Raw genomic sequence first — 23,857 nt, 5'->3', positions numbered from 1 at the left:
CGCGCACTACAGACGTCTGAGGACCTGCGCCTCCACGCGTTCGACGCTCGCACGGCTGAAGACGTGAACGAGGCAGAGATGGAACAAGGCGGGTGCCAGGGGCGCCCACCGGTGGACGCGGTCCTCCCGCAGCATGTACCTGACCACCGGCGCGGGGCGGAAGGGTACGTAGTCGATCGTGTCGTGCTCCCATCGGTCCGCGACACCCCGGCTCATCCGTGCTTGGAGATCCTCGCTGCGGAGCTCCTTCAGCCGGGCGTAGAAGTGACCGCTCCAGTGGCGCTTGTTCGTGTCCAGCACGAACGCCAGGAGCTCCAGCGAGTACTCATGGGGCTCCAGTGACAGTTCCTCCCGCATGCCTCGGCACGCCACGGCGTGCAGATCGGGTGCGCTGCGCCCCGAGGAGTCGATGTGGCGGGAAAGCCCTTCGTTGACGGAGGAGTTCCATACACCGGGAGCCATCCGCACCCGTTCGCTGCGTCGGCTCACCACCAGCATGTCGTCGGCCGTCACCACCGCGACGTTGACGGCGAAGCTGCACTGCAGGAAGGCCGGAGCCGTCAGGGGCCGGTCCGGATCCAGGTAACGCGACCGCGGTGTCGTGCCGTCCGGCAGCCGGCGGTCGAGTTGCTGGGCGGCGAGGAAGGTGTAGTAGTCGGTCGGGCGCAGCCTCAGATGGACCTCGGGCTTCTCCTCCAGCGCGGTCCGGGAGATGTCGAACGACTCGACCGCGTACCGCGGGCCGTTCCACAGCGGGACGCGTCCCTCGGCCCGCAGACGTTCGCTCTCCTCGGCGATCTCGTCCCGCCAGGACGTCATGTCCGCAGGCAGTTCCACCTCCTCGTCGAGCACATGCACGAAGACCGTCTCCGCGGAGATCGGGAACTCGCCGTCGCCTTCCACGATCAGGGCGGACGTCTGGAGGGGTCCGAGCGAGAACGTCCGCCAGGCGGGTCCCGACTCCTCCCGGCGCCTCAGCCCGCGGATCGCGCTGGACGAGCGTCTGCGCAGCCGGTACCAGCCGTCCTGCAAAGGCTGCTGGAACAGCACCGCGCACACCATGCCGAGTACGGCGCCCACCACTCCGTTGGCAACATCGATCCCGCCCATGCCGGAAACAGTAGTGATCTTGCCGGGGGCCGACCGGCGGCTTGCTCTTTCCGTTATGGCGAGCGGTCCTCGGCGAAGGAGCCAAGTCGGCCACACTGCACCGGGAAAGGCCGGGCGATCCGTGCTCCCAGCCCGCCCCGGGCCATTCGTCAGCACGGACCGCCCGCTGTTCGTGCTCAGTCCGCGATCGGCAGGTACACGCGGTTCCCGCTCGCCGCGAACTCCTTCGACTTCTGGAGCATCCCCTCAGCGACCTCCTCCGCCGACGCCCCCTCGGCCGCCGCACCACCGAACCGCTCGGTGATGCTCTGACTGATCTTCATGCTGCAGAACTTCGGCCCGCACATGGAGCAGAAGTGGGCCGTCTTGGCGGGCTCGGCCGGAAGTGTCTCGTCGTGGAACTCCCGTGCCGTGTCAGGATCCAGGGCGAGGTTGAACTGGTCCTCCCACCGGAACTCGAAACGGGCGTCGGACAGCGCGTCGTCCCACTCCTGCGCGTCCGGATGGCCCTTGGCGAGGTCGGCTGCGTGGGCGGCGATCTTGTAGGTGATGACGCCGGTCTTGACGTCGTCACGGTTGGGCAGGCCCAGGTGCTCCTTGGGCGTGACATAGCAGAGCATCGCCGTGCCCCACCAGGCGATCATCGCGGCACCGATGCCGGAGGTGATGTGGTCGTACGCCGGTGCGACGTCCGTGGTCAGCGGGCCGAGCGTATAGAACGGAGCTTCATCGCAGATCTCCTGCTGAAGGTCGATGTTCTCCTTGATCTTGTGCATCGGGACGTGGCCCGGGCCCTCGATCATGGTCTGTACGTGGAAACGCTTGGCAACCCGGTTGAGTTCCCCGAGAGTTCGCAGTTCCGCGAACTGCGCCTCGTCGTTGGCGTCCGCGATCGATCCGGGCCGGAGGCCGTCGCCCAGCGAGTACGTGACGTCGTAGGCGGCGAGGATCTCGCAGAGCTCCTCGAAGTTCTCGTACAGGAACGACTCCTTGTGGTGCGCCAGGCACCACGCCGCCATGATCGAGCCGCCGCGCGAGACGATCCCGGTCTTGCGGTTCGCGGTCAGCGGCACGTATGCCAGGCGCACACCGGCGTGGACGGTCATGTAGTCCACGCCCTGCTCGGCCTGCTCGATGACCGTGTCCTTGTAGATCTCCCAGGTCAGTTCCTCGGCGCGGCCGTCGACCTTCTCCAGCGCCTGGTAGAGCGGCACCGTGCCGATCGGAACGGGGGAGTTGCGCAGCACCCATTCGCGCGTGGTGTGGATGTTGCGGCCGGTGGACAGGTCCATGACCGTGTCGGCGCCCCAGCGGGTCGCCCAGGTCATCTTCTCGACCTCCTCCTCGATGGAGGAGGTCACCGCCGAGTTGCCGATGTTGGCGTTGACCTTCACCAGGAACCGCTTGCCGATGATCATCGGCTCGATCTCCGGGTGGTTGACGTTGGCCGGCAGCACGGCCCGGCCCGCCGCGATCTCCTCGCGGACGACCTCTGGGGAAACGTTCTCCCTCAGGGCCACGAACTCCATCTCGGGTGTGATCTCGCCACGACGGGCGTAGGCGAGCTGCGTGACCGCCTTGCTGTCGCGCCCCCTGCGCGGCTGACGGGGTCGTCCGGGGAAGACCGCGTCGAGGTTGCGCAGGCCGCCCCGTGGCGAGGTGTGCTTGATCCCGTCGTCCTCGGGGCGGGCCGGCCGGCCCGCGTACTCCTCGGTGTCGCCACGCGCGATGATCCAGTTCTCCCGCAGCGGCGGCAGGCCCCTGCGGACGTCGGTTTCGACGAGTGGATCGGTGTACGGGCCGGAGGTGTCGTACAACGTGACCGACTGCCCGTTGGTGAGGTGCACCTGACGGCCCGGCACGCGCAGGTCGGGGCGTGATCCCTCGACATACCCCTTGTGCCAGCCGATGGACTTCCCGGCCTCCTGGCCGTCGGAGATCTGCGTGGAGGCAGGCGTGCGTACGTCCTTGTTGGTCATGAGACCTACTCCCTACGCCGGCATTACCCGGTAACAGGTTCGGCGGTCGACGCAGCGGTTTCCGTCGGTCGGTGCTTCTTGTGAGACATCACTCGACTGAATGACGTTCCACGTGAAACATCGCAAAGACAGAGGTCAGCGCCCTCTCAGCCCGTTGCTCCGAGCTCCCGCGTGTGCAAAGGTGCCTCCACGCTAGCGTCATGTGTGGCGCGGTGAACAGTGCGCCTTGTGCCCTTCTTGCAATGATCGGGCGGTGACCACGACACACGAGCCTCAGCATCCGCCGGGGCACACGCACACGACCGGTGAGGGACACGGGCACTCACACAGTCACAGCCATGGACCGGCCGCACCCGTCTCGAAGCATCTGCGCAAGGTCATCGCCGCCGTCCTGATCCCGTTCACCGTGGCGGTCGTGGTCGGGCTCGTGGTTCTGTGGCCCGGCGGTGCCCCGCCCCACAAGCGGACCGGGGTCGGATTCGACCGGCAGACCCAGCAGGCCACGGTCACCAGGGTCATCGAGGTCAGCTGCAACTCGGTGAACGCCTCCGGCGGCAGCGCGGCCGGAGACACCTCGACGGGCGGGGGCGGTTCGGCGCAGCAGGAGGGGAGCAGTACCTGCAAGAAGGCGACGGTCCGGGTCGACACCGGCAAGGACAAGGGCCGCACGTTCATCGAGATCGTGCAGCCGGACCAGTCGCGGCAGTTGCACGAGGGCGAGAAGGTCGTGGCCGCCTATGAGCCCTCGGCGCCGAAGGACCTGCAGTACTCGGTCACCGACGTCAACCGGCGCATGCCGATGGCGCTGCTGGCGGGGATCTTCGCACTCGCCGTCGTGGTCGTCGGGCGGATGCGCGGTGTCATGGCACTGATCGCGCTGGCCATCAGCTTCCTGGTCCTCGACTTCTTCATCGTGCCCGCGATCCTGCAGGGGTCGGATCCGCTGACCGTGGCGGTGGTCGGCTCCAGCGCCATCATGCTGATCGCGCTGTACATGTGCCACGGCCTCTCCGCCCGGACCTCCGTGGCGGTCCTCGGCACGTTGATCTCGCTGTCGCTGATCGGCGTTCTCGGCAAGCTCTTCATCGGCTGGGCCGCGCTGACCGGCAACACCGATGACAGCACCGGCCTCATCCACGGCCTCTATCCGTCGATCGACATGAGCGGTCTGCTGCTCGCCGGTGTCATCATCGGCTCACTTGGTGTGCTGGACGACGTGACGGTCACGCAGACCTCGGCCGTGTGGGAGCTGCACGAGGCGAATCCGTCGATGGGGTGGCGTGGACTGTACCGTGCGGGCATCCGCATCGGCCGCGACCACATCGCGTCCGTGGTCAACACGCTCGTGCTTGCCTACGCGGGTGCCGCGCTGCCGCTGCTGCTGCTGTTCTCCATCGCGCAGAGCAGCGTGGGCACGGTCGCCAACAGTGAGCTGGTGGCGGAGGAGATCGTGCGCACGCTGGTGGGCTCGATCGGCCTCGTGGCTTCCGTGCCGGTCACCACCGCCCTCGCGGCGCTGGTGGTGGCGGCAGACCGCCCGGTGCAGGGGACTGCGGCGGCCGCCGCGGCCCCGTCGGCTCCGGTGCGCGGCGGCCGGGGCCGACGCCGGAAGCGGTGAGCTCAACTGGCCGGCCTGGTACGGAGAAGCGTTACTGCTCCGTGCCGACGTGGGGCGCCGGAGGACCTGGCGCTCTGGCCGTAACGCTTCATCCGGCGCTCTGCTCCTCGGCGAGGATACGGTCCAGGGCTTCGTCGAGGTGGGCGTCGAAGTCGGCGAGCGCTCCCTCCTGGCCCAGCGGCACCAGCTTGTCCGTACGGTCGAGGAAGGCCACCAGCGGGGGCGTGGAGGAGCGGAACAGGGCCTGGTCGGCGCCGACCTGAAGCCGGATCAGAACCTCGCCCAGCGCCTCGGAGCCGGCGGGTGCGATGCGGACATCACCGTCGCCGCAGGGCCGGCCCACTCCGTCGATCAGCAGCTCACGTCCGAAGGCCCAGGTCACCGGTGCGTCACCGGGAAGGTGGAAGGTCAGCCGCACGGCATAGGGATCACACGTCTCGTACCGCAGTTCCACCGGGATGCGGAAGGAGAGCTCCTCGGACACGAGAAAGCTCATCATGACTTCTGCCTGTACGGACTCGCGCATCGCCCATCCCGTCATAGGACACCGACTGGCCGGTAATGACCCCTTTGACCCTGGTGAAATCTTGCTGAATGTGCACGGTAGATCACAAGGAGTGAGTTTTCAGATACTGATAGAGATCGCGATCGAGCCCAGATGCCGTCCGACCTCCCTCTGCAGCTGCTGGGCAGCGGGCAGCAGCCGGTCCGCCTGGTGGGACGGCAGGGAGATGGCCATCGTGGCCGCGGTGGTGCCCACGGTGATCGGGATCGCGGCGCAGACCGTGCCCAGCGCGTACTCCTGCCGCTCCGTCACCGGTTCCATGCGCCGGATCCGTTCCAGGCGCCGCAGCAGGGTGCGGCCGTCGCGCACCGTGTACGGCGTGAGGGACTGCACGGGATAACGGTCCAGGTGGTCCCGGCGGGCGTCCTCGTCCAGCTGGGACAGCAGACACTGGCCGATGGCATGCGCATGCCCGGTCTCCCGGAAGTCGGCCCACTCCTCGACCGCCGGGGTGCCGGGGGTGTCGGAGACACACATGACCTCGACGTCACCCTCGCGGTACATGGCGTAGTACACCGGTACACCGATGGCATCCCTGCAGTGCGCGAGCGCGTCGGCGACCGTGCTGCGACGTTTCTGCTTCGCTCCGCTGCTGCTCAGCCGTTCGGCCGCTTCACCGAGGAAGAACAGTCCTTTGTCACGGCGCAGATAGCCCTCGTGCACCAGGGTGCGCAGCAGGTGGTACGCCGTGGGCAGGGCGAGCCCGGTCTCCCGGGCCAGTTGCTTGGCGGGGGCGCCGTACTCGTGCTCGGCGACGGTCTCCAGCAGGCGCATCGCGCGCTGCACGGATCCGATGAGGGTCCCGGAGTGCTGCCGTTGCTCGGGGATCGCCGTGGAGGGAGGCCGCTGGGCCGGGGACGTGGCGGGACGCGGCTGGGGCCGGCCGGGGGGTGCGTGCGGTTCAGCGGGTGCGGTGTCGACCGTGGCCAAAGGGTCACTCCCGAAGCGCGAGGGGCAGCCCGTGCAGGAGGAACACGGGGTTGGGGTACGCCGTCCCCGGGGCTGCGCCCCGCGGCGAATTCCGGACTCTAACCGTCCGCCACCGCATGCGGACGGCCCGCCCGGAAAACTTCCCTCGCCCGAGGGAACCGGCGATTCCTGTTACCGTCACCGGCTCCCCTGGCGGCTCACCAGTCGCCGCGCGACGAGGAGCCCGCCATGAACTTCCGCACGATGTAGATCAGTCCGCCGACCAGGGCGACGAAGACCAGCGCCTTGAAGAGCAGGCCGATCACGAAACCGACCACGCTGGCTATCACGCCACCGAACACGACCAGGGCGATGACGGGCACCGCGACCCACTTCACCCACCACGGCAGGCCCGCGAAGATCTCTCCCATTGCCCTTGTCCCTTGCTCTCGAAGTGCTCTTGAAGTCCTGCCATCGATGCTAGGTCCGCCAAGGGGCCGACGGGGGCCTCGCACCCCTTGTCCTCCCCTGACCGTTCCCCTAGGGAATCGTCGGGGACGGCTTCACGCCTCAGGTGGAGAGAACACGACCAGGACCCGGAGGTCCTCGCTGATGTGGTGGAACTTGTGGGCGACCCCGGCCGGTACGTACACCACGCTGCCGCGCGCCACCTGGGTGGTCTCCAGGCCGACCGTGATGGAGGCACGGCCGCTGACGACGAAGTACACCTCGTCCTGCTTGTGCGGCGTCTGCCGGTCGTGATCGCCCGCGTCGAGCGCGTACAGACCGACCGACATGTTCCGTTCCCGCAGGAACTGAAGGTAGGCGCCCTCGTTGGCGGCGCGCTCCGCCTCCAGTTCGTCCAGCCGGAATACCTTCATCGTTGTTGTCGCCCTCGCCCCACTGCTCGCAGCCGTTCCCGTCTGCCACGATCAGACACATGAAGAATTTCGTAGTCAAGACGATCGCCAACGCGGGCGCCCTGGCGGTCGCCGTATGGCTGCTCGACAAGATCACCCTGACCGGTGACAGCACCGGCAAGAAGGCCGGCACACTGATCGCGGTCGCGCTGGTGTTCGGCGTGGTGAACTGGCTGGTCAAGCCGATCCTGACGGTCCTGACCTTCCCCTTGTTCATCCTCACCCTCGGGCTGTTCACCCTGGTGGTCAACGCGCTGATGCTGCTGCTGACCTCCTGGGTGTGCGACAAGCTGGACCTGAGCTTCCATGTCGAGGGCTTCTGGACCGCTGTGCTCGGCGGTCTGATCATCTCGATAGTCTCCTGGGCGCTGCACGTCGTACTGCCGGACGAGGACTGAGCCCGCCATGACCTACCGCGTCTGCTTCGTCTGCACCGGCAACATCTGCCGGTCCCCGATGGCCGAGTCCGTCTTCCGCGCACGCGTGGCCGAGGCCGGACTGGAGGATCTCGTCACGGTCGACAGCGCCGGCACCGGCGGCTGGCACGAGGGCGACGGCGCCGACCCGCGCACCGTCTCCGTCCTGGAGGAACACGGCTACGACAGCGACCACACCGCCCGCCAGTTCCAGGCGGCCTGGTTCCCCCGCCTCGACCTCGTCATAGCCCTGGACACCGGCCACCTCAAGGCCCTGCGCCGCCTCGCGCCGACGGAGGAGGACGCGCGGAAGGTCCGGCTGCTGCGCTCCTACGACCCGGACGCGGGTGTCGACCTCGACGTACCGGACCCGTACTACGGGGGCATGGACGGCTTCGAGGAGTGTCTTGAGATGGTGGAGGCGGCGAGCACCGGTCTGCTCGCCGCGGTGCGGAACGAACTGGAGGGACGGGCGGCATGAGCGAGTCGGCCGCGGACGACCGCGGCAGGAGGGCACGGAACGGCACAGAAGGCGCCGAGCACGGTCTGACCACCGTCGGTGAGGGCACCCGCGCGGTGCGTGCCGGGCTCCCCGAGCCGGTCAAGCACGAGCCGACCCTGCCCGGCCCCGTGTTCGCAGCCCACTACCACCTGCCGGGCGACCCCACCGGCCCCTACACCTACGGCCGGGACGAGAACCCCACGTGGAGCCTGCTGGAGCGTGCCGTGGGCGAGCTGGAGGCACCGGGCCGAGACGGCGTGGAGACTCTGGTCTTCTCCTCCGGCATGGCCGCCATCTCGTCCGTACTGTTCTCCCAGTTGCGCGCGGGGGACGCGGTCGTGCTGCCCAGCGACGGCTACCAGGCACTGCCGTTGGTGCGCGCCCAGCTGGAGGCGTACGGCATCGAGGTGCGCACCGCGCCCACCGGTGGCGACGCCCAGCTCGAGGCCCTCGACGGGGCGGCGCTGCTGTGGATCGAGTCGCCGTCCAACCCCGGCCTCGACGTCTGCGACATCCGGCGCCTGGCCGACGCGGCACACGCGCGTGGCGCCCTGGTCGCCGTCGACAACACACTCGCGACACCGCTCGGGCAGCGGCCGCTCGAACTGGGCGCCGACTTCTCCGTAGCCAGCGGCACCAAGCAGTTGACCGGGCACGGGGACCTGCTGCTCGGATACGTCACCGGTCGAAGCGGCGACACCATGACCGCGGTACGCCGCTGGCGCAAGATCGTCGGTGCGATCGCCGGCCCCATGGAGGCCTGGCTCGCGCACCGCTCCCTGGCCACGCTGCAGCTGCGCGTGGACCGGCAGAACGCAACGGCCCTGACCCTCGCCGAGGCCCTGCGGGAGCGGCCGGAGGTGACCGGCTTGCGGTATCCGGGACTGCCCGACGACCCCTCGCACAAGATCGCCTCACAGCAGATGCGCCGCTACGGGTGCGTCGTCTCCTTCACGCTGTCCTCGCGCGAGCGTGCCGATCGTTTCCTCGGCGCCCTGCGGTTCGTGGACTCCGCCACGAGCTTCGGCGGTGTTCGCTCCACGGCGGAACGGCGCGGCCGCTGGGGCGGGGACGCGGTACCGGAGGGCTTCGTGCGGCTGTCCGTCGGCGCCGAGGACCCTGAGGACCTGGTGGCGGACGTGCTCCGCGCCCTGGACGAGTCGGCTGACTGACCGCTGCGCGGGCCCACGAGAGGATCCGGCCAGGTGTGACGGACGGTCCGAACCTCCCCCCTCGTGGCTCGGACCGCCCCGGTTCCGCGCGCGAAGAACCGCGCGAACCAGGCTAGTTGACTCTGCGTCAGTGTCCAATCACGCTAGCGACAGAGACCTATCGACTTATTTATAGTTGGTCCTTGTCCCGGGGGGACGGGAGAAAGGCAGGGAAAGGGGAGGGGGAGGGCGTTCCATGGACCTGGCCTTGCTGCGCACCTTCGTGACCGTCCACCGGGCCGGTTCCTTCACCCGCGCCGCCGCACTTCTCGGCCTCTCCCAGCCGGCCGTCACCTCCCAGATCCGCACCCTGGAAAGACAGCTGGGCCGCCCGCTGTTCCTTCGGCAGGCCCGCGGGGTGACCCCCACCACCATCGGTGACGAACTGGCCCACAAGGCCGCTCCGCATCTCGACGCGCTGGTGGAGATAGCCGAGACCGGGCTCGACGAGGAGTCCTCGTCGAGGACCCTGCACCTCGCCGGCCCTCCCGAGTTCACCGCCGAACGCGCGCTTCCCGCACTTACCGGGCTGGCCGGGAACGACTGCCAGGGCTTCGAGCTGCGCGCCTCCTTCGGGAACGCCGAGGCGATACTGGAAGGACTCGCCGCCGGACATCATGATCTGGCCATCAGCACCGCCCGTCCGCGCGGTGCCCTCCTCACGGCGACTCCGCTGTGCGACGAGGAACATGTCCTGATCGCCTCCCCGCGGTGGGCCGAGCGGATCAGCTCGGGAAGCCCGCATCGCAAGGGTGCGGCCGCCCTGGAGAACCTGCCCGTCGTCGAGGTGCACGAGTCCCTGCCCTTCGTCTCCCGGTACTGGGCTTCCGTCTTCGACTCCCGCCCTTCGGCATCGGGCACCGTCATCGTCCCCGATCTGCGCGCCGTCCTTGCCTGTGCGACTGCGGGGGCGGGTCTGGCGGTACTGCCCCGTTATCTGTGCGACGGCGCCATCCAGCACGGTGACGTCGTCGCTCTGCACGAGCCCGCCGTGCCCCCGCTGCGGACGTACTTCCTGGTGGTGCGTACCGGCACCCTCGCGATGCCGCACATCGCCCGGGCGTACGAGTGGCTTCAACGGGCGGCCGCCGACTGGTGCTGACCCGGGACCCGCCGAAGGTCACGGCATGCGCTCGTCCCGTGGCCCTTTGCGATGTTTCACGTGGAACCAACCGGGCCACATTTCTCCCATGACCGTCCGACCCGTGGTCAAGCGCACCGCCCGCGCCGTCCTCCTGGACGGTGACGACCTGATCCTGATCAAGCGCACGAAGCCCGGTGTCGATCCCTACTGGGTTACTCCAGGTGGCGGGGTCGAACCGAGCGACACTACTGTCGTGCACGCCCTGCACCGCGAGGTGTACGAGGAGCTCGGCGCCAAGATCGCCGATGTGGTGCCCTGCTTCGTGGACACCGTGGAGCACATCGGTGAGGACGGCGGCGCAACCGGCGTGAAAGTGCAGCACTTCTTCGTCTGCCGACTGGAGTCCATGGACCCTTCGCTTCGCCATGGCCCCGAGGTGGAGGAGCCGACCGGCGAGTATGAGATCGTCCGTGTGCCTTTCACCCGGGTCGGCATCGCGTCCGTGCACCTGGTTCCACTGTCCCTGCGGCACTATCTCGACGGCAATATCGAGGGCGTCCGGGCCATGCACGCCCCGGATCTGGGGTGACGGATCAGTTTCCGACGCCCACGAGTTCCTCGAGCGAGTCGTGGCGTATCCGGTGCGCCGGGATGCCGGCGTCCCTGAGCGCGTCGACACCGCTGCGGATCATCCCAGGCGGCCCCGAGACATACGCCTCGTACTCGTTCCACGGACCGTGCTCGCGCACCGCGTCCGGAAGCTGGAGACGGGCGGGGGGCTGGTCGACGACGGCGCGGACGGAGAGCCAGGGGTGGCTCTGCTGCAATCGGAGCATGGTGTCGATGTCGTACAGGTCGTGATCGGATCGGGCACCGTAGAACACTTCGACCCGGCGGCGCACGCCGTGCTCGGCGACATCCTCGACCAGCGCCTTGATGGGCGCTATGCCCGTGCCGCCGCCGAGACAGACCAGGCTGCTGTCAGTGCTGTGGTCGACGGTCATCGAGCCGGTCGACGGCCCGAGCCGGACGACGTCGCCGGGTCGGGCGCGGCGCACCAGTGCAGTGGAGACCCAGCCCGCGGGGACGGCCTTCACGTGGAACGTCAGCAGCCCGTCGGAGCGCGGGGCGGAGGCGAAGGAATAGTGCCGCCAGATGCGGGGCCACCAGGGTGTCTCCACGCTTGTGTACTGACCGGGGAGGAAGGGATAGGGCTGGTCCGGGCGAAGGGTGAGGACCGCGACGTCCGGAGTCCTGAGTTCGTGTGCGACGACCTCGGCGTGCCACCAGGCCGGCGCGCGCAGTTCGTCGGCCGCCGCCGCGTCGATCATGACCTGGGAAATGGTCGTGTACGCCCGCACCCAGGCCGCCTCTGTCTCCCCGTCCCAGACGGCGGAGGCGTACCTGCTCAGCGCACCGATGAGGCACTCACCCAGAGCGGGGTAGTGCTCGGGCCGCGTGCCGTACTTGCGGTGGCCGCGGCCGAGGTTCTGCAGGTAATCGACGAGAACGGGAGTGTTGTCGAATTGCTCGACGGCCGTCAGCAGCGCCTTGAACAGCCGGTCCCGCTGGGTGTCCATCGTCGGCGGGAACAGTGCCCGCAGCTCGGGATGGCGCACGAAGAGCAGAGCGTAGAAGTACGAGGTGGCCTTGTCGGCCACCGGGGCGACCTCGGCCATGGTGCGACGAATGAGGAGGGCGTCCGGGGAGGCTTGCTGGGCGACGGGCGCGGAGCGCTCGGCGGGGGCGCCCGGTTCGAAGAGTGAGGAGGTGCACGAGGCCGGACTGGTCTCTGGAACGGGGGCCGCGGCGGTGCGCGGTGTGAACCAGCCGCCTCCGCCGGATGTGCCGTTTTCCGCCGACGTGGTGGTCGGAGCGTCCATGATGTGCCTCGCCTCGAACATCTTTCGGTCGGTCCGCATACTTCCGGAATCGGAAGGTGCCTGCTTTCTCCGCGGTCGGATGCAGCATCCCCCTGAGTGGTCACCCATGGCCGCATACCCGGAAATGCGGCTCAATGCGCCACACCCGCAAGCTAATCGGAGACCCTACCGGCCACCGCCCTCCGCGCACTCCCCCACGAATCCGCCGGGGCTGTACCGCTTATTCTCCAATTACCGGGCGGAGGCCGCCAATTGGTAGGCCTCTCACAGATCACGCCCCGTATGGAAGCGCTTCGCGAGATCCTTCAGAACGACGTCCGCATTGACCGCGATCGGTGCCGGCGCCGGTGGTGGCACCGGCACCACCATGGCCGGTGTTCCTGATCTATGCCTCGGTCCCACGGATACGGGCCGGCCAAGGCGTATTCCGACGGACCGATCCGCCTGGCCACGACCAAGGGATCAGCGCGATAGCGTCCACTTCCAGGCCGCCTTGACGGGAAATCTTCACGGGTGCGCTCGTACCGTGCGGCACATTCCAACCGGAAGACTTCCCCCGCCCTTCGGCGACCTGCCGTACGCTCACCGTTCGCCGACGTTTCACGTGAAACACCCGGAGCCTGTCCATGGGCTGTGCGGATGGCTACGACATGGCCAAAAGCATCTGCGTGTGGCCCGAAACGGGTGGACGCCAAGGGCCATGGTCGGACAGCCTGGCCTGCGTGCCAACTCCATCCCTCGACGCTCTGCCCATCCGTCGTCTGACGCTGCGCGATCTCACCGCCTGCGCCGACTTGTCCGAAGACCGGGGGTGGCCGCGGGAGGAGCACAAGTGGGGCTTCCTCCTCATCGCCGGACGCGGCTACGGCATCGATGATCCCAGTGGCGGCCTGATCGCCGCGTGCATCGTCACGCAGTACGGTCCGCAGGAACGCCCGGACCTGGGGGCCCTCGGCATGGTCCTGGTGGCCGAGCGGTATGCCCGCCGGGGCGTCGGGCGCCGACTGATGCGTCATGTCGTCGCGTCGATGGGGACGACACCGCTCACCCTGCACGCGACGCCGTATGGCCGCCCACTGTACGAGGAGCTCGGCTTCAAGGTCATCGGACGGGCGGAGATGGTCATGGGACCGTTCACGCCGCGTGGGCCGGAAAACGGGGTTACGACGCGAGCGGCCACCGCCGAGGACCTCGCCGCCATCCTCCGGCTCGACGAGGAGGTGTTCGGGGCAGATCGCACGCACATCATCACGCGGCTGCCCGCCTTCACCGACCAGTTGCGCGTCGCCGAGGAGAACGGCCGGATCACCGGGTACGCGGGCGCCTGGCCCAACATGGACACGCAGGTCATCGGACCGCTGATCGCCCGCGACACCGAGACGGCTCAGGCCCTCTTCGCCTCGCTCGCCGCCCGCACCGACCGCCCGCTGCGTACTGACATCGACGTGCGGCATGAAGCACTGCTGGCGTGGGTGAAGGAACGCGGGCTGGAGTTCGTCGCCCACAACTCCGTCATGGCGTACGGCGCCACTGAGCTGCCCGGGGACTGGACCCGCCGGTTCGCGCCCCTCACAGTGGCGGCCACATAGGGTGCACCCATGGGAGATCATTTCGAGATACGGGCCGCCGTCGCCGAGGACATCCCCGCCATCGTCGGCATGCTCGCCGACGATCCGCTAGGCGCACAGCGCGAGTCACCGGAGGACCTGAGCCCCTACTTCACCGCCCTCAAGCGGCTCGACGCGGATCCGAACCAGCATCTGGTCGTCGCGGAACGCGAGGGCCGAGTCGTCGGCACGCTCCAGCTCACGATCGTTCCCGGCCTGTCGAGGCGCGGGGCCACCAGGTCGATCATCGAGGGCGTCCGCATCCACGCGGAGGAACGCGGCAGTGGCCTGGGCACCCGGCTCATCGAATGGGCGATCGACGAATCCAGGCGTCTGGACTGCCATCTGGTGCAGCTGACTTCCGACAACACACGGGCCGACGCCCACCGCTTCTACGAGCGGCTCGGCTTCGCGGCCTCACACGTGGGCTTCAAACTCCAGCTCTGAAAGCGTCCTGGTGGCTTGTTTCACGTGAAACAAGCCACCAGTCGAAGCCCGCTAGCGGATCCCCCGCCAGCCCTCGGGATCCACACCGCCGGGCACAGGATCCCCCTCGTCGTACGGCTGACGGGTGAACACGAACGACCCGAGGTCAAGATGGCCGAGGGCTCCGTCCGGGCGCCGTACGGGCCGCAGGAGCTCTCCGGCGTAGTAGCCCTCCAACCCTGTCCAGGTACCGTCACCGTTGGCCCGGAAGCGTGAGCTGCGGCCGTTCCCGGACAGCGGACCCAAGGCGACCAGCCCGTCGGCTGTCACCCGCAGTGCGAAGGCATGTGTGCCCCAGTACCACTGCCCCGCCAGCTCCAGCACCGAGCGGTCGACCTCGGGCAGCGGTCGCCAGGGCTCGGGAATCCGTGGCTCGGCCTCGGCGACGATACGTACGAGGTCGGCGCCCACCACGGACAGCAACGGGCCGGAAGTGCAGTTGGCCAGCACGACCGCCGCGACATCGTCCGCCACGCCGATGGTGAGGTTCGCCACGAAGCCCGGCAACGAGCCGGAGTGCCCCACGAGCAGCCTGCCGTCACGATGCTGAATCTGCAGGCCGAGTCCGTAGGTCGCACCGTCCATCACGTCCGCGGTCTCAGCCGGCGCCGCGGGCGTCCGCATCTCCCGCACCGACTCCGCACTCAGCACACGGTCGTCGCCCTTGGCCAGGAAGGCCGCGAAGCGTGCCAAGTCGCCGGTGGTCGACCACAGTTGCCCGGCAGGCGCCATACGGCCGAGGTCCTCCACAGGCTCCGGCAGCAGCGCGTCGGCCCACGGATGCACCGCCCAGCCGCCCGCGTGCGGTGCCTGCGGCTGCGCGCTCGTCCGGTGCAGGCCCAAGGGTTGGAGCACCTCCCGCCGGAGCACCTCCTCCCAGGGGGCTTGGCGCAGCTCCTCCACCAGAGCACCCAGCAGTGTGTAGCCGGGGTTCGAGTAGTGGAACCGGCGGCCGACCGGATGCACCAGGGGCTGCTCGCCCAGTACGTCATGCACCTCGGGGCGCAGCGATCCGGGAGTGCGCTCCCACCACGGTGCGGGCGACTCGGCCGCCAGCCCACCGGTGTGCGCGAGCAGTCCGGCGATGGTGGCCTCCCCGGCACCGGTGTCCGGCAGATACTTCTCCAGCCGGTCGCCGAGGTCGAGCACGCCCTCGTCACGCAGCCGCAGCACCAGGACGGCGGTGAAGGTCTTGGTGATCGACCCGATCCTGTACTGGACGTTCTCGTCAGGCCCGTGACCGTCCACGCAGGTCCGCGCGCCGTGCCATACCGCTCGTCCGCCTCGCACCACCGCCGCGACCAGCGAGGGTGCGCGGCCTTCGGCCTGGGCCACGGCGATCCGGTGCAACAAGGCACGACGGGTGCCGGGCAGTAGCTCTTCCTGAGATGTCGTCATGGCGCCAGTTCATCTCGCGGGACCCGTGGTCGTCGAGCCGGTTGGGCCGGGCCCGTGGATCAGGTCTGCGCCATGTCCACGAACCGCGAGTAGTGTCCCTGGAAGGCGACCGTGATCGTGGCCGTCGGGCCGTTTCGGTGCTTGGCGACGATCAGGTCGGCCTCGCCCGCGCGGGGGGACTCCTTCTCGTAGGCGTCCTCGCGGTGCAGCAGAATGACCATGTCGGCGTCCTGCTCGATCGACCCGGACTCACGCAGGTCGGAGACCATCGGCTTCTTGTCGGTGCGCTGCTCGGGACCACGGTTGAGCTGGGACAGCGCGATGACCGGGATCTCCAGCTCCTTGGCGAGCAGTTTCAGGTTACGGGACATGTCCGAGACCTCCTGCTGACGGCTCTCGGCCCGCTTGGAGCCGCCGGACTGCATCAGCTGGAGGTAGTCGATGACGACCAGACGGATGTCGTTGCGCTGCTTCAGACGACGGCACTTGGCGCGGATCTCCATCATCGACAGGTTCGGGGAGTCGTCGATGAAGAGCGGCGCGGCCGACACGTCCGGCATCCGGCGGGCCAGCCGCGTCCAGTCCTCGTCGGTCATCGTGCCCGAACGCATGTGGTGCAGGGCGACGCGTGCCTCGGCGGACAGCAGACGCATCGCGATCTCGTTGCGCCCCATCTCAAGCGAGAAGATGACGCTCGGCAGGTTGTTCTTGATGGAGGCGGCGCGCGCGAAGTCCAGGGCCAGCGTCGACTTACCCATGGCGGGACGCGCAGCGATGACGATCATCTGACCGGGGTGCAGGCCGTTCGTGAGCGAGTCGAAGTCGGTGAACCCGGTGGGCACGCCGGTCATCTCGCCGCTGCGCGAGCCGATCGCCTCGATCTCGTCGAGGGCGCCCTCCATGATGTCGCCGAGCGGCAGGTAGTCCTCGCTGGTGCGCTGCTCGGTGACGGCGTAGATCTCGGCCTGGGCCCGGTTGACGATCTCGTCGACGTCGTCGTCGGCCGCGTATCCCATCTGCGTGATGCGCGTGCCGGCTTCGACCAGACGGCGCAGCACCGCGCGCTCGTGCACGATCTCCGCGTAGTACTCGGCGTTCGCCGCCGTCGGCACGGTCTGGACCAGCGTGTGCAGATACGCCGCTCCGCCGATCTTGTTGATCTCACCGCGCTTGGTGAGCTCGGCGGCGATCGTGATGGGGTCGGCGGGTTCACCCTTGGCATAGACGTCGAGGATCGCCTGGTAGATCGTCTCGTGCGCGGGCTTGTAGAAGTCGTGGCCTTTGAGGACCTCGACGACGTCCGCGATGGCGTCCTTGGAGAGCAGCATGCCGCCGAGCACGGACTGCTCGGCATCGAGGTCCTGCGGCGGCACCCTCTCGAAGGAAGAACCAGCGCCGTCCCAGGGGCCGCCGTCGCCGCCCCGGTCGTGCTGCTCGTCCCGGCCGCGGCCACCGCTGCTGCGGCGGGAGGCGGGCAGGCGATCACTGGGACCGCTGTCGGCCCACGGATCGTCCAAGGGCTCGGAAATGCTCACCGAGCCACCTCCTCCCACCCGCCCGGGGCGGATCTCGCCGTGCCCTCATTTCTACGGCACGACACTGACAACTGAGAGACCCAACTCCGGTTCCGTCGTGTCGGTTTTGCGAGGTTTCCAGCGTCGACAGAAGGAGCGGGCGCCGGACAACGGTAGGCCTGTCGGCACCGTCAGCCAATCTGGTTATCCACAGGCCATGTGGACGACGGGCCCGATGCTGTGGAGAACTCACCGAAACCTGTGCACGACCCGGTGGACAGCGTTGTGAACAAGCCCTCGATTCCACCCTTGAAGCCGCCCTGACCTGCAGCTTCACCGTCCACGGGCTGTGCAGAAGAAAAACTTGCCCAGTCGGGCCAAGATCGCCCCCGATGGTGTGCACGAACACGCGACCCGCAACTGAAAGTAATGGACACAAGAGGTTTGCACCTATTACCTGTGGACGATTAGATTGGCGGTCATGACACAGGCTTCCGCGGTCTCCAGCGTCGACCGGCGGCGACACGACCGCGAGATCATCGCGCTCGCTGTCCCCGCCTTCGGCGCACTCGTCGCCGAGCCCCTGTTCGTCATGGTCGACAGCGCGATCATCGGCCATCTCGGCACAGCCCAGCTCGCCGGCCTAGGGGTGGCCTCGGCCCTCCTCACGACAGCCGTGAGCGTCTTCGTGTTCCTCGCCTACGCCACCACGGCGGCCGTCGCCCGACGGGTGGGCGCGGGCGACCACCAAGCGGCCATCCGCCAGGGCATGGACGGGATCTGGCTCGCGCTGATGCTGGGCGCTGCGGTCATCGCCCTCACGGTGCCCCTGGCGCCCACACTCGTCGCCCTCTTCGGCGCCTCGCCGACAGCCGCCCCGTACGCGACCAGTTATCTGCGGATCTCCGCACTGGGCATCCCGGCCATGCTGACCGTGCTCGCCGCCACCGGTGTTCTGCGGGGGCTGCAGGACACCAGAACACCGCTGTACGTCGCCATCGCGGGATTCGTCGCCAACGCCGCTCTCAACGTCGGGCTTGTCTACGGCGCCGGGCTCGGCATCGCCGGTTCCGCCTGGGGCACCGTGATCGCCCAGTGCGGGATGGCGTTGGTGTACCTCGGCGTCGTCGTCCGAGGGGCCCGCCGCCACGGGGCGTCACTGTGCCCCGACGCGTCCGGCATTCGCGCCTCGGCCCAGGCAGGTGTCCCCCTGCTGATCCGGACGCTCTCACTGCGGGCGATCCTCATGATCGCCACAGCAGTCGCGGCCCGCCTCGGTGACGCCGACATCGCGGCCCACCAGATCATTCTGTCCCTGTGGAGTCTGCTGGCCTTCGCCCTCGACGCCATCGCGATCGCCGGACAGGCAATCATCGGACGCTATCTGGGGGCGGACGATGCCCGGGGTGCCCGGGAGGCCTGCCGCCGGATGGTGCAGTGGGGCGTGGCGGTCGGCGTGTTCCTCGGACTGCTGGTGATCGTGACGCGCCCCCTCTTTCTGCCACTGTTCACCAGCGACCCCTTCGTGGAGGACGCGGCCTTGCCGGCGCTGCTCATGGTGGCCGCCTCCCAGCCGGTCTGCGGTGTGGTCTTCGTCCTCGACGGCGTCCTCATGGGAGCCGGGGACGGGCCGTATCTGGCCGGGGCCATGCTGGTGACCCTTGCGGTCTTCGCCCCGGTGGCGTTGCTGGTGCCCGTCTTCGGCGGCGGGCTCACCGCGGTCTGGGCGGCCATGACACTGATGATGACCGTACGGATGCTGACCCTGTGGCTGCGCAGCCGCTCGGGCCGCTGGATCGTCACCGGCGCAACGCGCTGACGTTTCACGGAAATCGGCGTTTCACGTGAAACACAACGAAGAAGGGGCCGCACCCGGCGGGTGCGGCCCCTTCTCTCAGCTCTTCGAGCCGAGCGCAGCGATCACGCGGCGATGACCTCGATGTTGACCTTGGCGGCAACCTCGGGGTGCAGACGCACGGACGTCTCGTGGGCGCCCAGGGTCTTGATCGGAGCGGACAGCTCGATGCGGCGCTTGTCGACCTCGGGGCCACCGGACGCCTTGATCGCGGACGCGATGTCGGCCGGGGTGACGGAACCGAAGAGACGACCGGCGTCGCCGGAGCGGACGGCCAGACGGACCTTGACACCCTCGAGCTGGGCCTTCACAGCGTTGGCCTGCTCGATGGTCTGGATCTCGTGGATCTTGCGAGCACGACGGATCTGCTCGACGTCCTTCTCGCCACCCTTGGTCCAGCGGATCGCGAACTTCCGCGGGATCAGGTAGTTGCGAGCGTAACCGTCCTTGACGTCGACGACGTCGCCCGCGGCGCCGAGGCCGGAGACCTCGTGGGTGAGGATGATCTTCATGTGTCGGTCACCCTTCCCTTATCGCGCGGTGGACGTGTAGGGCAGCAGCGCCATCTCACGGCTGTTCTTCACGGCCGTGGCGACGTCACGCTGGTGCTGCGTGCAGTTGCCGGTCACGCGGCGGGCACGGATCTTGCCGCGGTCGGAAATGAACTTCCGCAGCATGTTCGTGTCCTTGTAGTCCACGTACGTGACCTTGTCCTTGCAGAAAGCGCAGACCTTCTTCTTCGGCTTGCGCACAGGCGGCTTCGCCATGGTGTTTCTCCTGTGTGATCAAGAAGTTTGGGTACGACCCGCCCTTGGGCCCGAAGGCCTAGAAGGGGGGCTCGTCCGAGTAGCCGCCACCGCCGCCGGAGCCACCGCCCCAGCCACCGCCGCCACCCTGCTGGCCACCGGCGGGGGCGCCGGTCGCCCACGGGTCGTCGGCAGGAGCGCCGCCACCCTGCTGGCCGCCACCGGGGCCGCCGCCCCAGCCGCTGCCACCTTGCTGGCCGCCACCGCCGCCGTAACCACCCTGGCCACCGCGGCCGGCGGTCTTGGTGACCTTGGCCGTGGCGTTGCGCAGGCTGGCGCCGACTTCCTCGACGTCCAGCTCGTAGACCGTGCGCTTGACGCCCTCGCGGTCCTCGTAGGACCGCTGCTTCAGCCGGCCCTGCACGATGACGCGCATGCCTCGCTGAAGCGACTCGGCGACGTTCTCCGCCGCCTGACGCCAGACCGAGCAGGTCAGGAAGAGGCTTTCGCCGTCCTTCCACTCGTTGGTCTGACGGTCGAAGGTGCGGGGAGTGGACGCGACGCGGAACTTCGCGACCGCCGCACCGGACGGGGTGAAGCGCAGCTCGGGGTCATCGACGAGATTGCCGACGACCGTGATGACGGTCTCGCCTGCCATGGGGGAACCTCTCGGCGGGTTTGCTGCTGGCTGCTTGGTGCTACTCGAATCCCGGGATCAACCGAGCGGGAGAGCTCAGTGGGTCTCGGGGCGGAGGACCTTGGTCCGGAGGACCGACTCGTTCAGGTTCATCTGGCGGTCGAGCTCCTTCACGACCGCAGGCTCGGCCTGCAGGTCGATGACCGAGTAGATGCCCTCAGGCTTCTTCTTGATCTCGTAAGCGAGACGACGACGGCCCCAGGTGTCGACCTTCTCCACCTTGCCGTTGCCCTCGCGGACGACGGAGAGGAAGTTCTCGATCAGGGGGGAGACAGCGCGCTCCTCCAGATCGGGGTCGAGGATGACCATCACCTCGTAGTGACGCATGTGGAACCCACCTCCTTTGGACTCAGCGGCCACGGTCGTTCCGTGGCAGGAGGGTCGTGATGCGTACGCAACGGTATCGGCCACCACCGACAATCAGGGGCCGCTTCGGTAACTCCCAAATACGGCAGTCCCGACTACAGCCTGGCAGGACTGGGCAGACACCGGTGCAGACGGTACAGAGTACCTGCACCCCGGCTTGCGGTTGAAATCCGCCCGGGGAGGCCGCCAATCTGTACACATCGGGTGCGGACGGCGCTACCGTGCGCCGCGTTACGCAGGAGGTGCCTCATGGCACAACAGGCATTGCGACCCAACACCGCCGGATCCCTCTTCGCCACCGACGGCAAACCCCATCCCCTCCAGGACACCCTGATGGCGGTGACGCTGGTACTCGGCGTGACAGCCTTCATCACCTCGTTCTTCCACGGCCTGCACCTGCTCAGCTCATGGGCCGGCCTGGTGGGGATCGTCGTAGGCGCGTACGGCCAGTGGATCTCGGTGACCACACGCGAGCGCTTCGGTCTGATCGTGGGTCTCGGTGCCTCCGGCGTCGGCTTCATGCTCGGCATGGCGAACGGCGGACTGTTCGGCGGCCTCTTCAGCTGACCCTCCGGACGCCCTTCGTCCGACATCATCGGGAACACCCGGAACTCCCCGGCGGCCCAGGGCCGGGGCGAAGGTTCCGTACGCCCAGTCGGGGCGCTCGCAAGGCGCAGTAGGCTTCGGCGCTAGAGCCGGAGCCCCTGTACCCATGGGGACACACCAGCCCGAGGAGCGCCCTGAATGAGCCTGACCCTGAGGACCATCAGTCGAGAGCAGCATCTGGCCTACATCCAGAGCCTGCCGTCGGCGAGCCACATGCAGGTCCCGGCCTGGGCAGATGTGAAGGCGGAGTGGCGCTCCGAGAACCTGGGCTGGTTCGATGAGCGGACCGGCGAGCTGGTCGGTGCGGGCCTGGTCCTCTACCGTCAGCTGCCCAAGATCAAGCGCTACCTGGCGTACCTGCCCGAGGGCCCGGTCATCAACTGGTTCGCGCCGAATCTGGACGACTGGATCCAGCCCATGCTGGCCCACCTCAAGCAGCAGGGCGCGTTCTCCGTGAAGATGGGGCCGCCGGTGATCATCCGGCGCTGGGAGGCCAACTCGATCAAGGCCGGCATCCAGAACCCGGACGTGAAACGTCTGCGGGACATCGAGGCCGACTTCATCGAGCCCCGCGCCTTCGAGGTGGCCGACAAGCTGCGCCGCATGGGCTGGCAGCAGGGCGAGGACGGCGGCGCGGGCTTCGGCGACGTGCAGCCCCGCTACGTCTACCAGGTGCCGCTGGCCAACCGCTCCCTGGAAGAGGTCCACAAGAACTTCAACCAGCTGTGGCGTCGCAACATCAAGAAGGCCGAGAAGGCGGGCGTCGAGGTCGTCCAGGGCGGCTACCAGGACCTCGCGGAATGGCAGCGGCTGTACGAGATCACGGCCGTGCGCGACCACTTCCGGCCCCGCCCGCTGTCGTACTTCCAGCGCATGTGGACGGCCCTCAACACCGAGGACCCCAACCGGATGCGGCTCTACTTCGCCCGGCACAACGGCGTGAACCTCTCGGCGGCCACGATGCTGATCGTCGGCGGGCACGTCTGGTACTCCTACGGCGCCTCCGACAACATCGGCCGTGAGGTGCGGCCCTCCAACGCGATGCAGTGGCGGATGCTGCGCGACGCCTACGCACTCGGCGCCACCGTCTACGACCTGCGCGGCATCTCCGACTCCCTGGACGAGACCGACCACCTCTTCGGCCTGATCCAGTTCAAGGTGGGCACCGGTGGACAGGCCGCGGAGTACCTCGGCGAGTGGGACTTCCCGCTGAACAAGCTGCTCCACAAGGCGCTCGACATCTACATGTCGCGCCGTTGAGCCACGGCCGTTTGATTCCATAGCCTTCACACCGTCCACACCTCTGCCCCACCGCAGCCACGAGAAAGGTCCCAGGTCCGGCCATGGCGCTCACGCTCTACGTCGACACCGCGCGCTGGCGGGCGCACCACAAGCACGTGCAGGAGCAGTTCCCCGGGCTCGTCCCGGTCTGCAAGGGCAACGGCTACGGCTTCGGACACGAGCGCCTGGCGGAGGAGGCCACGCGACTGGGCGCGGACGTCCTCGCCGTCGGCACCACGTACGAGGCCGCGCGCATAAAGGACTGGTTCGGCGGCGACCTTCTGGTGCTGACGCCGTACCGCCGCGGCGAGGAGCCGGTGCCGCTGCCCGACCGGGTCATCCGGTCGGTGTCGTCCATCGACGGCGTGTACGGGCTCGTGGGTGCCCGCGTGGTCATCGAGGTGATGTCCACGATGAAGCGGCACGGCATCAGTGAGCAGGACCTGCCGCAGCTGCACTCCGCCATAGAGAACGTCCGGCTGGAGGGCTTCGCGATCCACCTGCCGCTGGACCGCACCGACGGCTCGGACGCCGTCGAGGAGGTCATCGGCTGGATGGACCGGCTGCGCGCGGCACGGCTGCCGCTGCACACGATGTTCGTCAGCCATCTCAAGGCCGAGGACCTCGCCCGGCTGCAGCAGCAGTTCCCGCAGACCCGTTTCCGCGCCCGGATCGGCACCCGGCTGTGGCTGGGGGACCACGAGGCCACCGAGTACCGCGGCGCCGTCCTGGACGTCACACGCGTCGCCAAGGGGGACCGGTTCGGCTACCGCCAGCAGAAGGCGGCTTCGGACGGCTTCCTGGTGGTCGTGGCGGGCGGTACGTCGCACGGTGTGGGCCTGGAGGCCCCGAAGGCCCTGCACGGCGTCATGCCGCGCGCCAAGGGCGTCGCACGCGCCGGCCTCGCCACGGTGAACCGGAACCTCTCCCCGTTCGTCTGGGGTGGCAAGCAGCGCTGGTTCGCGGAGCCGCCGCACATGCAGGTGTCGATCCTGTTCGTGCCGACGGACGCGCCCGAACCGAAGGTGGGCGAGGAGTTGGTGGCCCATCTGCGACACACCACCACGCAGTTCGACCGGATCGTCGACCGCTGACCCTCGCCCA

General features: G+C 68.3%; 25 protein-coding genes and 1 riboswitch. Of the genes, 12 read left to right on the top strand and 13 right to left on the bottom strand.

Going from position 1 to position 23,857, the window contains the following annotated elements; all coding sequences use genetic code 11:
* Positions 1-6 precede the first annotated feature (6 nt).
* A complete protein-coding gene (locus ACFYZQ_RS11090) occupies positions 7-1,110 on the bottom strand; it encodes a hypothetical protein (RefSeq protein ID WP_389144555.1) in 1,104 nt (367 codons plus the stop codon).
* A gap of 176 nt (positions 1,111-1,286) precedes the next feature.
* Positions 1,287-3,089 (bottom strand): phosphomethylpyrimidine synthase ThiC, encoded by a 1,803-nt coding sequence (gene thiC / locus ACFYZQ_RS11085; protein WP_389144552.1) that lies wholly within the window; start codon positions 3,087-3,089, stop codon positions 1,287-1,289.
* Positions 3,082-3,270, bottom strand: a riboswitch (TPP riboswitch). Its footprint overlaps the gene before it by 8 nt.
* Positions 3,271-3,342: 72 nt before the next feature.
* On the opposite strand from thiC, the gene ACFYZQ_RS11080 reads away from it, so the two are divergent.
* Positions 3,343-4,707 carry a YibE/F family protein gene (locus ACFYZQ_RS11080; protein ID WP_389144549.1) on the top strand — a complete coding sequence of 455 codons (1,365 nt, stop codon included), beginning with the start codon at positions 3,343-3,345 and terminating at the stop codon, positions 4,705-4,707.
* An 88-nt stretch (positions 4,708-4,795) separates the two neighbouring features.
* Here the strand turns inward: ACFYZQ_RS11080 and ACFYZQ_RS11075 are convergent, their stop codons facing one another.
* The 4 genes from ACFYZQ_RS11075 to ACFYZQ_RS11060 all read right to left on the bottom strand — a co-directional run bounded on the left by ACFYZQ_RS11075 (position 4,796) and on the right by ACFYZQ_RS11060 (position 7,062).
* A complete protein-coding gene (locus ACFYZQ_RS11075) occupies positions 4,796-5,233 on the bottom strand; it encodes an SsgA family sporulation/cell division regulator (RefSeq protein WP_388792461.1) in 438 nt (145 codons plus the stop codon).
* 99 nt (positions 5,234-5,332) lie between these two features.
* The gene (locus ACFYZQ_RS11070; protein ID WP_389144546.1) at positions 5,333-6,202 is read right to left on the bottom strand and encodes an IclR family transcriptional regulator; all 870 of its coding nucleotides are present in this window, start codon (positions 6,200-6,202) and stop codon (positions 5,333-5,335) included.
* Positions 6,203-6,399: 197 nt separating this feature from the next.
* Positions 6,400-6,612 (bottom strand): DUF5326 family protein, encoded by a 213-nt coding sequence (locus tag ACFYZQ_RS11065; RefSeq protein WP_388792465.1) that lies wholly within the window; start codon positions 6,610-6,612, stop codon positions 6,400-6,402.
* Positions 6,613-6,744: 132 nt separating this feature from the next.
* Complete coding sequence (locus ACFYZQ_RS11060) at positions 6,745-7,062, bottom strand: cupin domain-containing protein (RefSeq protein ID WP_389144543.1); 318 nt, start codon at positions 7,060-7,062, stop codon at positions 6,745-6,747.
* A 59-nt stretch (positions 7,063-7,121) separates the two neighbouring features.
* Here ACFYZQ_RS11060 and ACFYZQ_RS11055 point away from each other — a divergent pair, with 59 nt between their 5' ends.
* From ACFYZQ_RS11055 to ACFYZQ_RS11035, 5 genes are all read left to right on the top strand, one after another.
* Positions 7,122-7,499, top strand: coding sequence for a phage holin family protein (locus ACFYZQ_RS11055; protein WP_388792469.1), 378 nt, complete (start codon positions 7,122-7,124; stop codon positions 7,497-7,499).
* 7 nt (positions 7,500-7,506) lie between these two features.
* Positions 7,507-7,998, top strand: a complete 492-nt coding sequence (locus ACFYZQ_RS11050) for a low molecular weight protein-tyrosine-phosphatase (RefSeq protein ID WP_389144540.1) — start codon at positions 7,507-7,509, stop codon at positions 7,996-7,998.
* Positions 7,995-9,191, top strand: a complete 1,197-nt coding sequence (locus ACFYZQ_RS11045) for a cystathionine gamma-lyase (protein WP_389144537.1) — start codon at positions 7,995-7,997, stop codon at positions 9,189-9,191. The genes ACFYZQ_RS11050 and ACFYZQ_RS11045 overlap by 4 nt, the downstream gene beginning before the upstream one ends.
* A 235-nt stretch (positions 9,192-9,426) precedes the next feature.
* On the top strand, positions 9,427-10,332 hold the full coding sequence (locus tag ACFYZQ_RS11040) for a LysR family transcriptional regulator (protein WP_389144534.1): 906 nt from the start codon (positions 9,427-9,429) through the stop codon (positions 10,330-10,332).
* Between the two features lie 88 nt (positions 10,333-10,420).
* Positions 10,421-10,903, top strand: coding sequence for an NUDIX domain-containing protein (locus ACFYZQ_RS11035; protein ID WP_389144531.1), 483 nt, complete (start codon positions 10,421-10,423; stop codon positions 10,901-10,903).
* A gap of 4 nt (positions 10,904-10,907) precedes the next feature.
* Here the strand turns inward: ACFYZQ_RS11035 and ACFYZQ_RS11030 are convergent, their stop codons facing one another.
* Positions 10,908-12,197, bottom strand: coding sequence for a globin domain-containing protein (locus ACFYZQ_RS11030; RefSeq protein ID WP_389144528.1), 1,290 nt, complete (start codon positions 12,195-12,197; stop codon positions 10,908-10,910).
* A gap of 722 nt (positions 12,198-12,919) precedes the next feature.
* Between ACFYZQ_RS11030 and ACFYZQ_RS11025 the strand changes: the two genes are divergently transcribed.
* Both ACFYZQ_RS11025 and ACFYZQ_RS11020 read left to right on the top strand, forming a co-directional pair.
* Entirely contained in the window at positions 12,920-13,786 is an 867-nt protein-coding gene (locus tag ACFYZQ_RS11025; protein WP_389144526.1) for a GNAT family N-acetyltransferase, read from the top strand.
* Positions 13,787-13,795: 9 nt separating this feature from the next.
* Positions 13,796-14,251 carry a GNAT family N-acetyltransferase gene (locus ACFYZQ_RS11020; RefSeq protein ID WP_389144523.1) on the top strand — a complete coding sequence of 152 codons (456 nt, stop codon included), beginning with the start codon at positions 13,796-13,798 and terminating at the stop codon, positions 14,249-14,251.
* Between the two features lie 51 nt (positions 14,252-14,302).
* Here ACFYZQ_RS11020 and ACFYZQ_RS11015 read toward each other — a convergent pair whose 3' ends face one another.
* Together ACFYZQ_RS11015 and dnaB are read right to left on the bottom strand one after the other, a co-directional pair.
* Positions 14,303-15,688, bottom strand: a complete 1,386-nt coding sequence (locus ACFYZQ_RS11015; protein ID WP_389144520.1) for a serine hydrolase domain-containing protein — start codon at positions 15,686-15,688, stop codon at positions 14,303-14,305.
* A gap of 59 nt (positions 15,689-15,747) precedes the next feature.
* Entirely contained in the window at positions 15,748-17,223 is a 1,476-nt protein-coding gene (dnaB, locus tag ACFYZQ_RS11010) for a replicative DNA helicase (protein WP_389144517.1), read from the bottom strand.
* Between the two features lie 460 nt (positions 17,224-17,683).
* On the opposite strand from dnaB, the gene ACFYZQ_RS11005 reads away from it, so the two are divergent.
* The gene (locus tag ACFYZQ_RS11005; RefSeq protein ID WP_389144515.1) at positions 17,684-19,021 is read left to right on the top strand and encodes an MATE family efflux transporter; all 1,338 of its coding nucleotides are present in this window, start codon (positions 17,684-17,686) and stop codon (positions 19,019-19,021) included.
* A gap of 101 nt (positions 19,022-19,122) precedes the next feature.
* Here ACFYZQ_RS11005 and rplI read toward each other — a convergent pair whose 3' ends face one another.
* From rplI to rpsF, 4 genes are all read right to left on the bottom strand, one after another.
* Positions 19,123-19,569: a 50S ribosomal protein L9 gene (gene rplI, locus ACFYZQ_RS11000; protein WP_388792490.1), complete on the bottom strand. Its 447-nt coding sequence runs from the start codon at positions 19,567-19,569 to the stop codon at positions 19,123-19,125.
* A gap of 18 nt (positions 19,570-19,587) precedes the next feature.
* The gene (rpsR, locus tag ACFYZQ_RS10995) at positions 19,588-19,824 is read right to left on the bottom strand and encodes a 30S ribosomal protein S18 (protein WP_003949403.1); all 237 of its coding nucleotides are present in this window, start codon (positions 19,822-19,824) and stop codon (positions 19,588-19,590) included.
* A gap of 58 nt (positions 19,825-19,882) precedes the next feature.
* Positions 19,883-20,461 carry a single-stranded DNA-binding protein gene (locus tag ACFYZQ_RS10990; protein ID WP_389144512.1) on the bottom strand — a complete coding sequence of 193 codons (579 nt, stop codon included), beginning with the start codon at positions 20,459-20,461 and terminating at the stop codon, positions 19,883-19,885.
* Positions 20,462-20,536: 75 nt separating this feature from the next.
* Positions 20,537-20,827 (bottom strand): 30S ribosomal protein S6, encoded by a 291-nt coding sequence (rpsF, locus tag ACFYZQ_RS10985; protein ID WP_004950685.1) that lies wholly within the window; start codon positions 20,825-20,827, stop codon positions 20,537-20,539.
* 288 nt (positions 20,828-21,115) lie between these two features.
* Between rpsF and ACFYZQ_RS10980 the strand changes: the two genes are divergently transcribed.
* From ACFYZQ_RS10980 to ACFYZQ_RS10970, 3 genes are all read left to right on the top strand, one after another.
* Positions 21,116-21,433 carry a hypothetical protein gene (locus tag ACFYZQ_RS10980; protein ID WP_389144509.1) on the top strand — a complete coding sequence of 106 codons (318 nt, stop codon included), beginning with the start codon at positions 21,116-21,118 and terminating at the stop codon, positions 21,431-21,433.
* Between the two features lie 177 nt (positions 21,434-21,610).
* Positions 21,611-22,732, top strand: coding sequence for a peptidoglycan bridge formation glycyltransferase FemX (gene femX, locus ACFYZQ_RS10975; RefSeq protein WP_389144506.1), 1,122 nt, complete (start codon positions 21,611-21,613; stop codon positions 22,730-22,732).
* A gap of 83 nt (positions 22,733-22,815) precedes the next feature.
* Entirely contained in the window at positions 22,816-23,847 is a 1,032-nt protein-coding gene (locus ACFYZQ_RS10970) for an alanine racemase (RefSeq protein ID WP_388792498.1), read from the top strand.
* Positions 23,848-23,857 lie beyond the last annotated feature (10 nt).

Source organism: Streptomyces sp. NPDC001843 (genome assembly GCF_042891955.1).
Taxonomy (GTDB): domain Bacteria; phylum Actinomycetota; class Actinomycetes; order Streptomycetales; family Streptomycetaceae; genus Streptomyces.
This window is presented reverse-complemented; position numbering and strand designations above follow the sequence as displayed.

Bases quoted from the DNA above. Each gene is read 5' to 3' on its own strand.
- ACFYZQ_RS11050 (WP_389144540.1), top strand. From the start codon at position 7,507: ATGACCTACCGCGTCTGCTTCGTCTGCACCGGCAACATCTGCCGGTCC.
- ACFYZQ_RS11090 (WP_389144555.1), bottom strand. From the start codon at position 1,110: ATGGGCGGGATCGATGTTGCCAACGGAGTGGTGGGCGCCGTACTCGGC.
- ACFYZQ_RS11065 (WP_388792465.1), bottom strand. From the start codon at position 6,612: ATGGGAGAGATCTTCGCGGGCCTGCCGTGGTGGGTGAAGTGGGTCGCG.
- ACFYZQ_RS11035 (WP_389144531.1), top strand. From the start codon at position 10,421: ATGACCGTCCGACCCGTGGTCAAGCGCACCGCCCGCGCCGTCCTCCTG.
- ACFYZQ_RS11005 (WP_389144515.1), top strand. From the start codon at position 17,684: ATGACACAGGCTTCCGCGGTCTCCAGCGTCGACCGGCGGCGACACGAC.
- femX (WP_389144506.1), top strand. From the start codon at position 21,611: ATGAGCCTGACCCTGAGGACCATCAGTCGAGAGCAGCATCTGGCCTAC.
- rpsF (WP_004950685.1), bottom strand. From the start codon at position 20,827: ATGCGTCACTACGAGGTGATGGTCATCCTCGACCCCGATCTGGAGGAG.
- ACFYZQ_RS10970 (WP_388792498.1), top strand. From the start codon at position 22,816: ATGGCGCTCACGCTCTACGTCGACACCGCGCGCTGGCGGGCGCACCAC.
- ACFYZQ_RS11040 (WP_389144534.1), top strand. From the start codon at position 9,427: ATGGACCTGGCCTTGCTGCGCACCTTCGTGACCGTCCACCGGGCCGGT.
- ACFYZQ_RS11075 (WP_388792461.1), bottom strand. From the start codon at position 5,233: ATGCGCGAGTCCGTACAGGCAGAAGTCATGATGAGCTTTCTCGTGTCC.
- ACFYZQ_RS11030 (WP_389144528.1), bottom strand. From the start codon at position 12,197: ATGGACGCTCCGACCACCACGTCGGCGGAAAACGGCACATCCGGCGGA.
- ACFYZQ_RS11015 (WP_389144520.1), bottom strand. From the start codon at position 15,688: ATGACGACATCTCAGGAAGAGCTACTGCCCGGCACCCGTCGTGCCTTG.
- rpsR (WP_003949403.1), bottom strand. From the start codon at position 19,824: ATGGCGAAGCCGCCTGTGCGCAAGCCGAAGAAGAAGGTCTGCGCTTTC.
- ACFYZQ_RS11020 (WP_389144523.1), top strand. From the start codon at position 13,796: ATGGGAGATCATTTCGAGATACGGGCCGCCGTCGCCGAGGACATCCCC.
- ACFYZQ_RS11055 (WP_388792469.1), top strand. From the start codon at position 7,122: ATGAAGAATTTCGTAGTCAAGACGATCGCCAACGCGGGCGCCCTGGCG.
- rplI (WP_388792490.1), bottom strand. From the start codon at position 19,569: ATGAAGATCATCCTCACCCACGAGGTCTCCGGCCTCGGCGCCGCGGGC.
- thiC (WP_389144552.1), bottom strand. From the start codon at position 3,089: ATGACCAACAAGGACGTACGCACGCCTGCCTCCACGCAGATCTCCGAC.
- ACFYZQ_RS10990 (WP_389144512.1), bottom strand. From the start codon at position 20,461: ATGGCAGGCGAGACCGTCATCACGGTCGTCGGCAATCTCGTCGATGAC.
- ACFYZQ_RS11045 (WP_389144537.1), top strand. From the start codon at position 7,995: ATGAGCGAGTCGGCCGCGGACGACCGCGGCAGGAGGGCACGGAACGGC.
- ACFYZQ_RS10980 (WP_389144509.1), top strand. From the start codon at position 21,116: ATGGCACAACAGGCATTGCGACCCAACACCGCCGGATCCCTCTTCGCC.
- ACFYZQ_RS11060 (WP_389144543.1), bottom strand. From the start codon at position 7,062: ATGAAGGTATTCCGGCTGGACGAACTGGAGGCGGAGCGCGCCGCCAAC.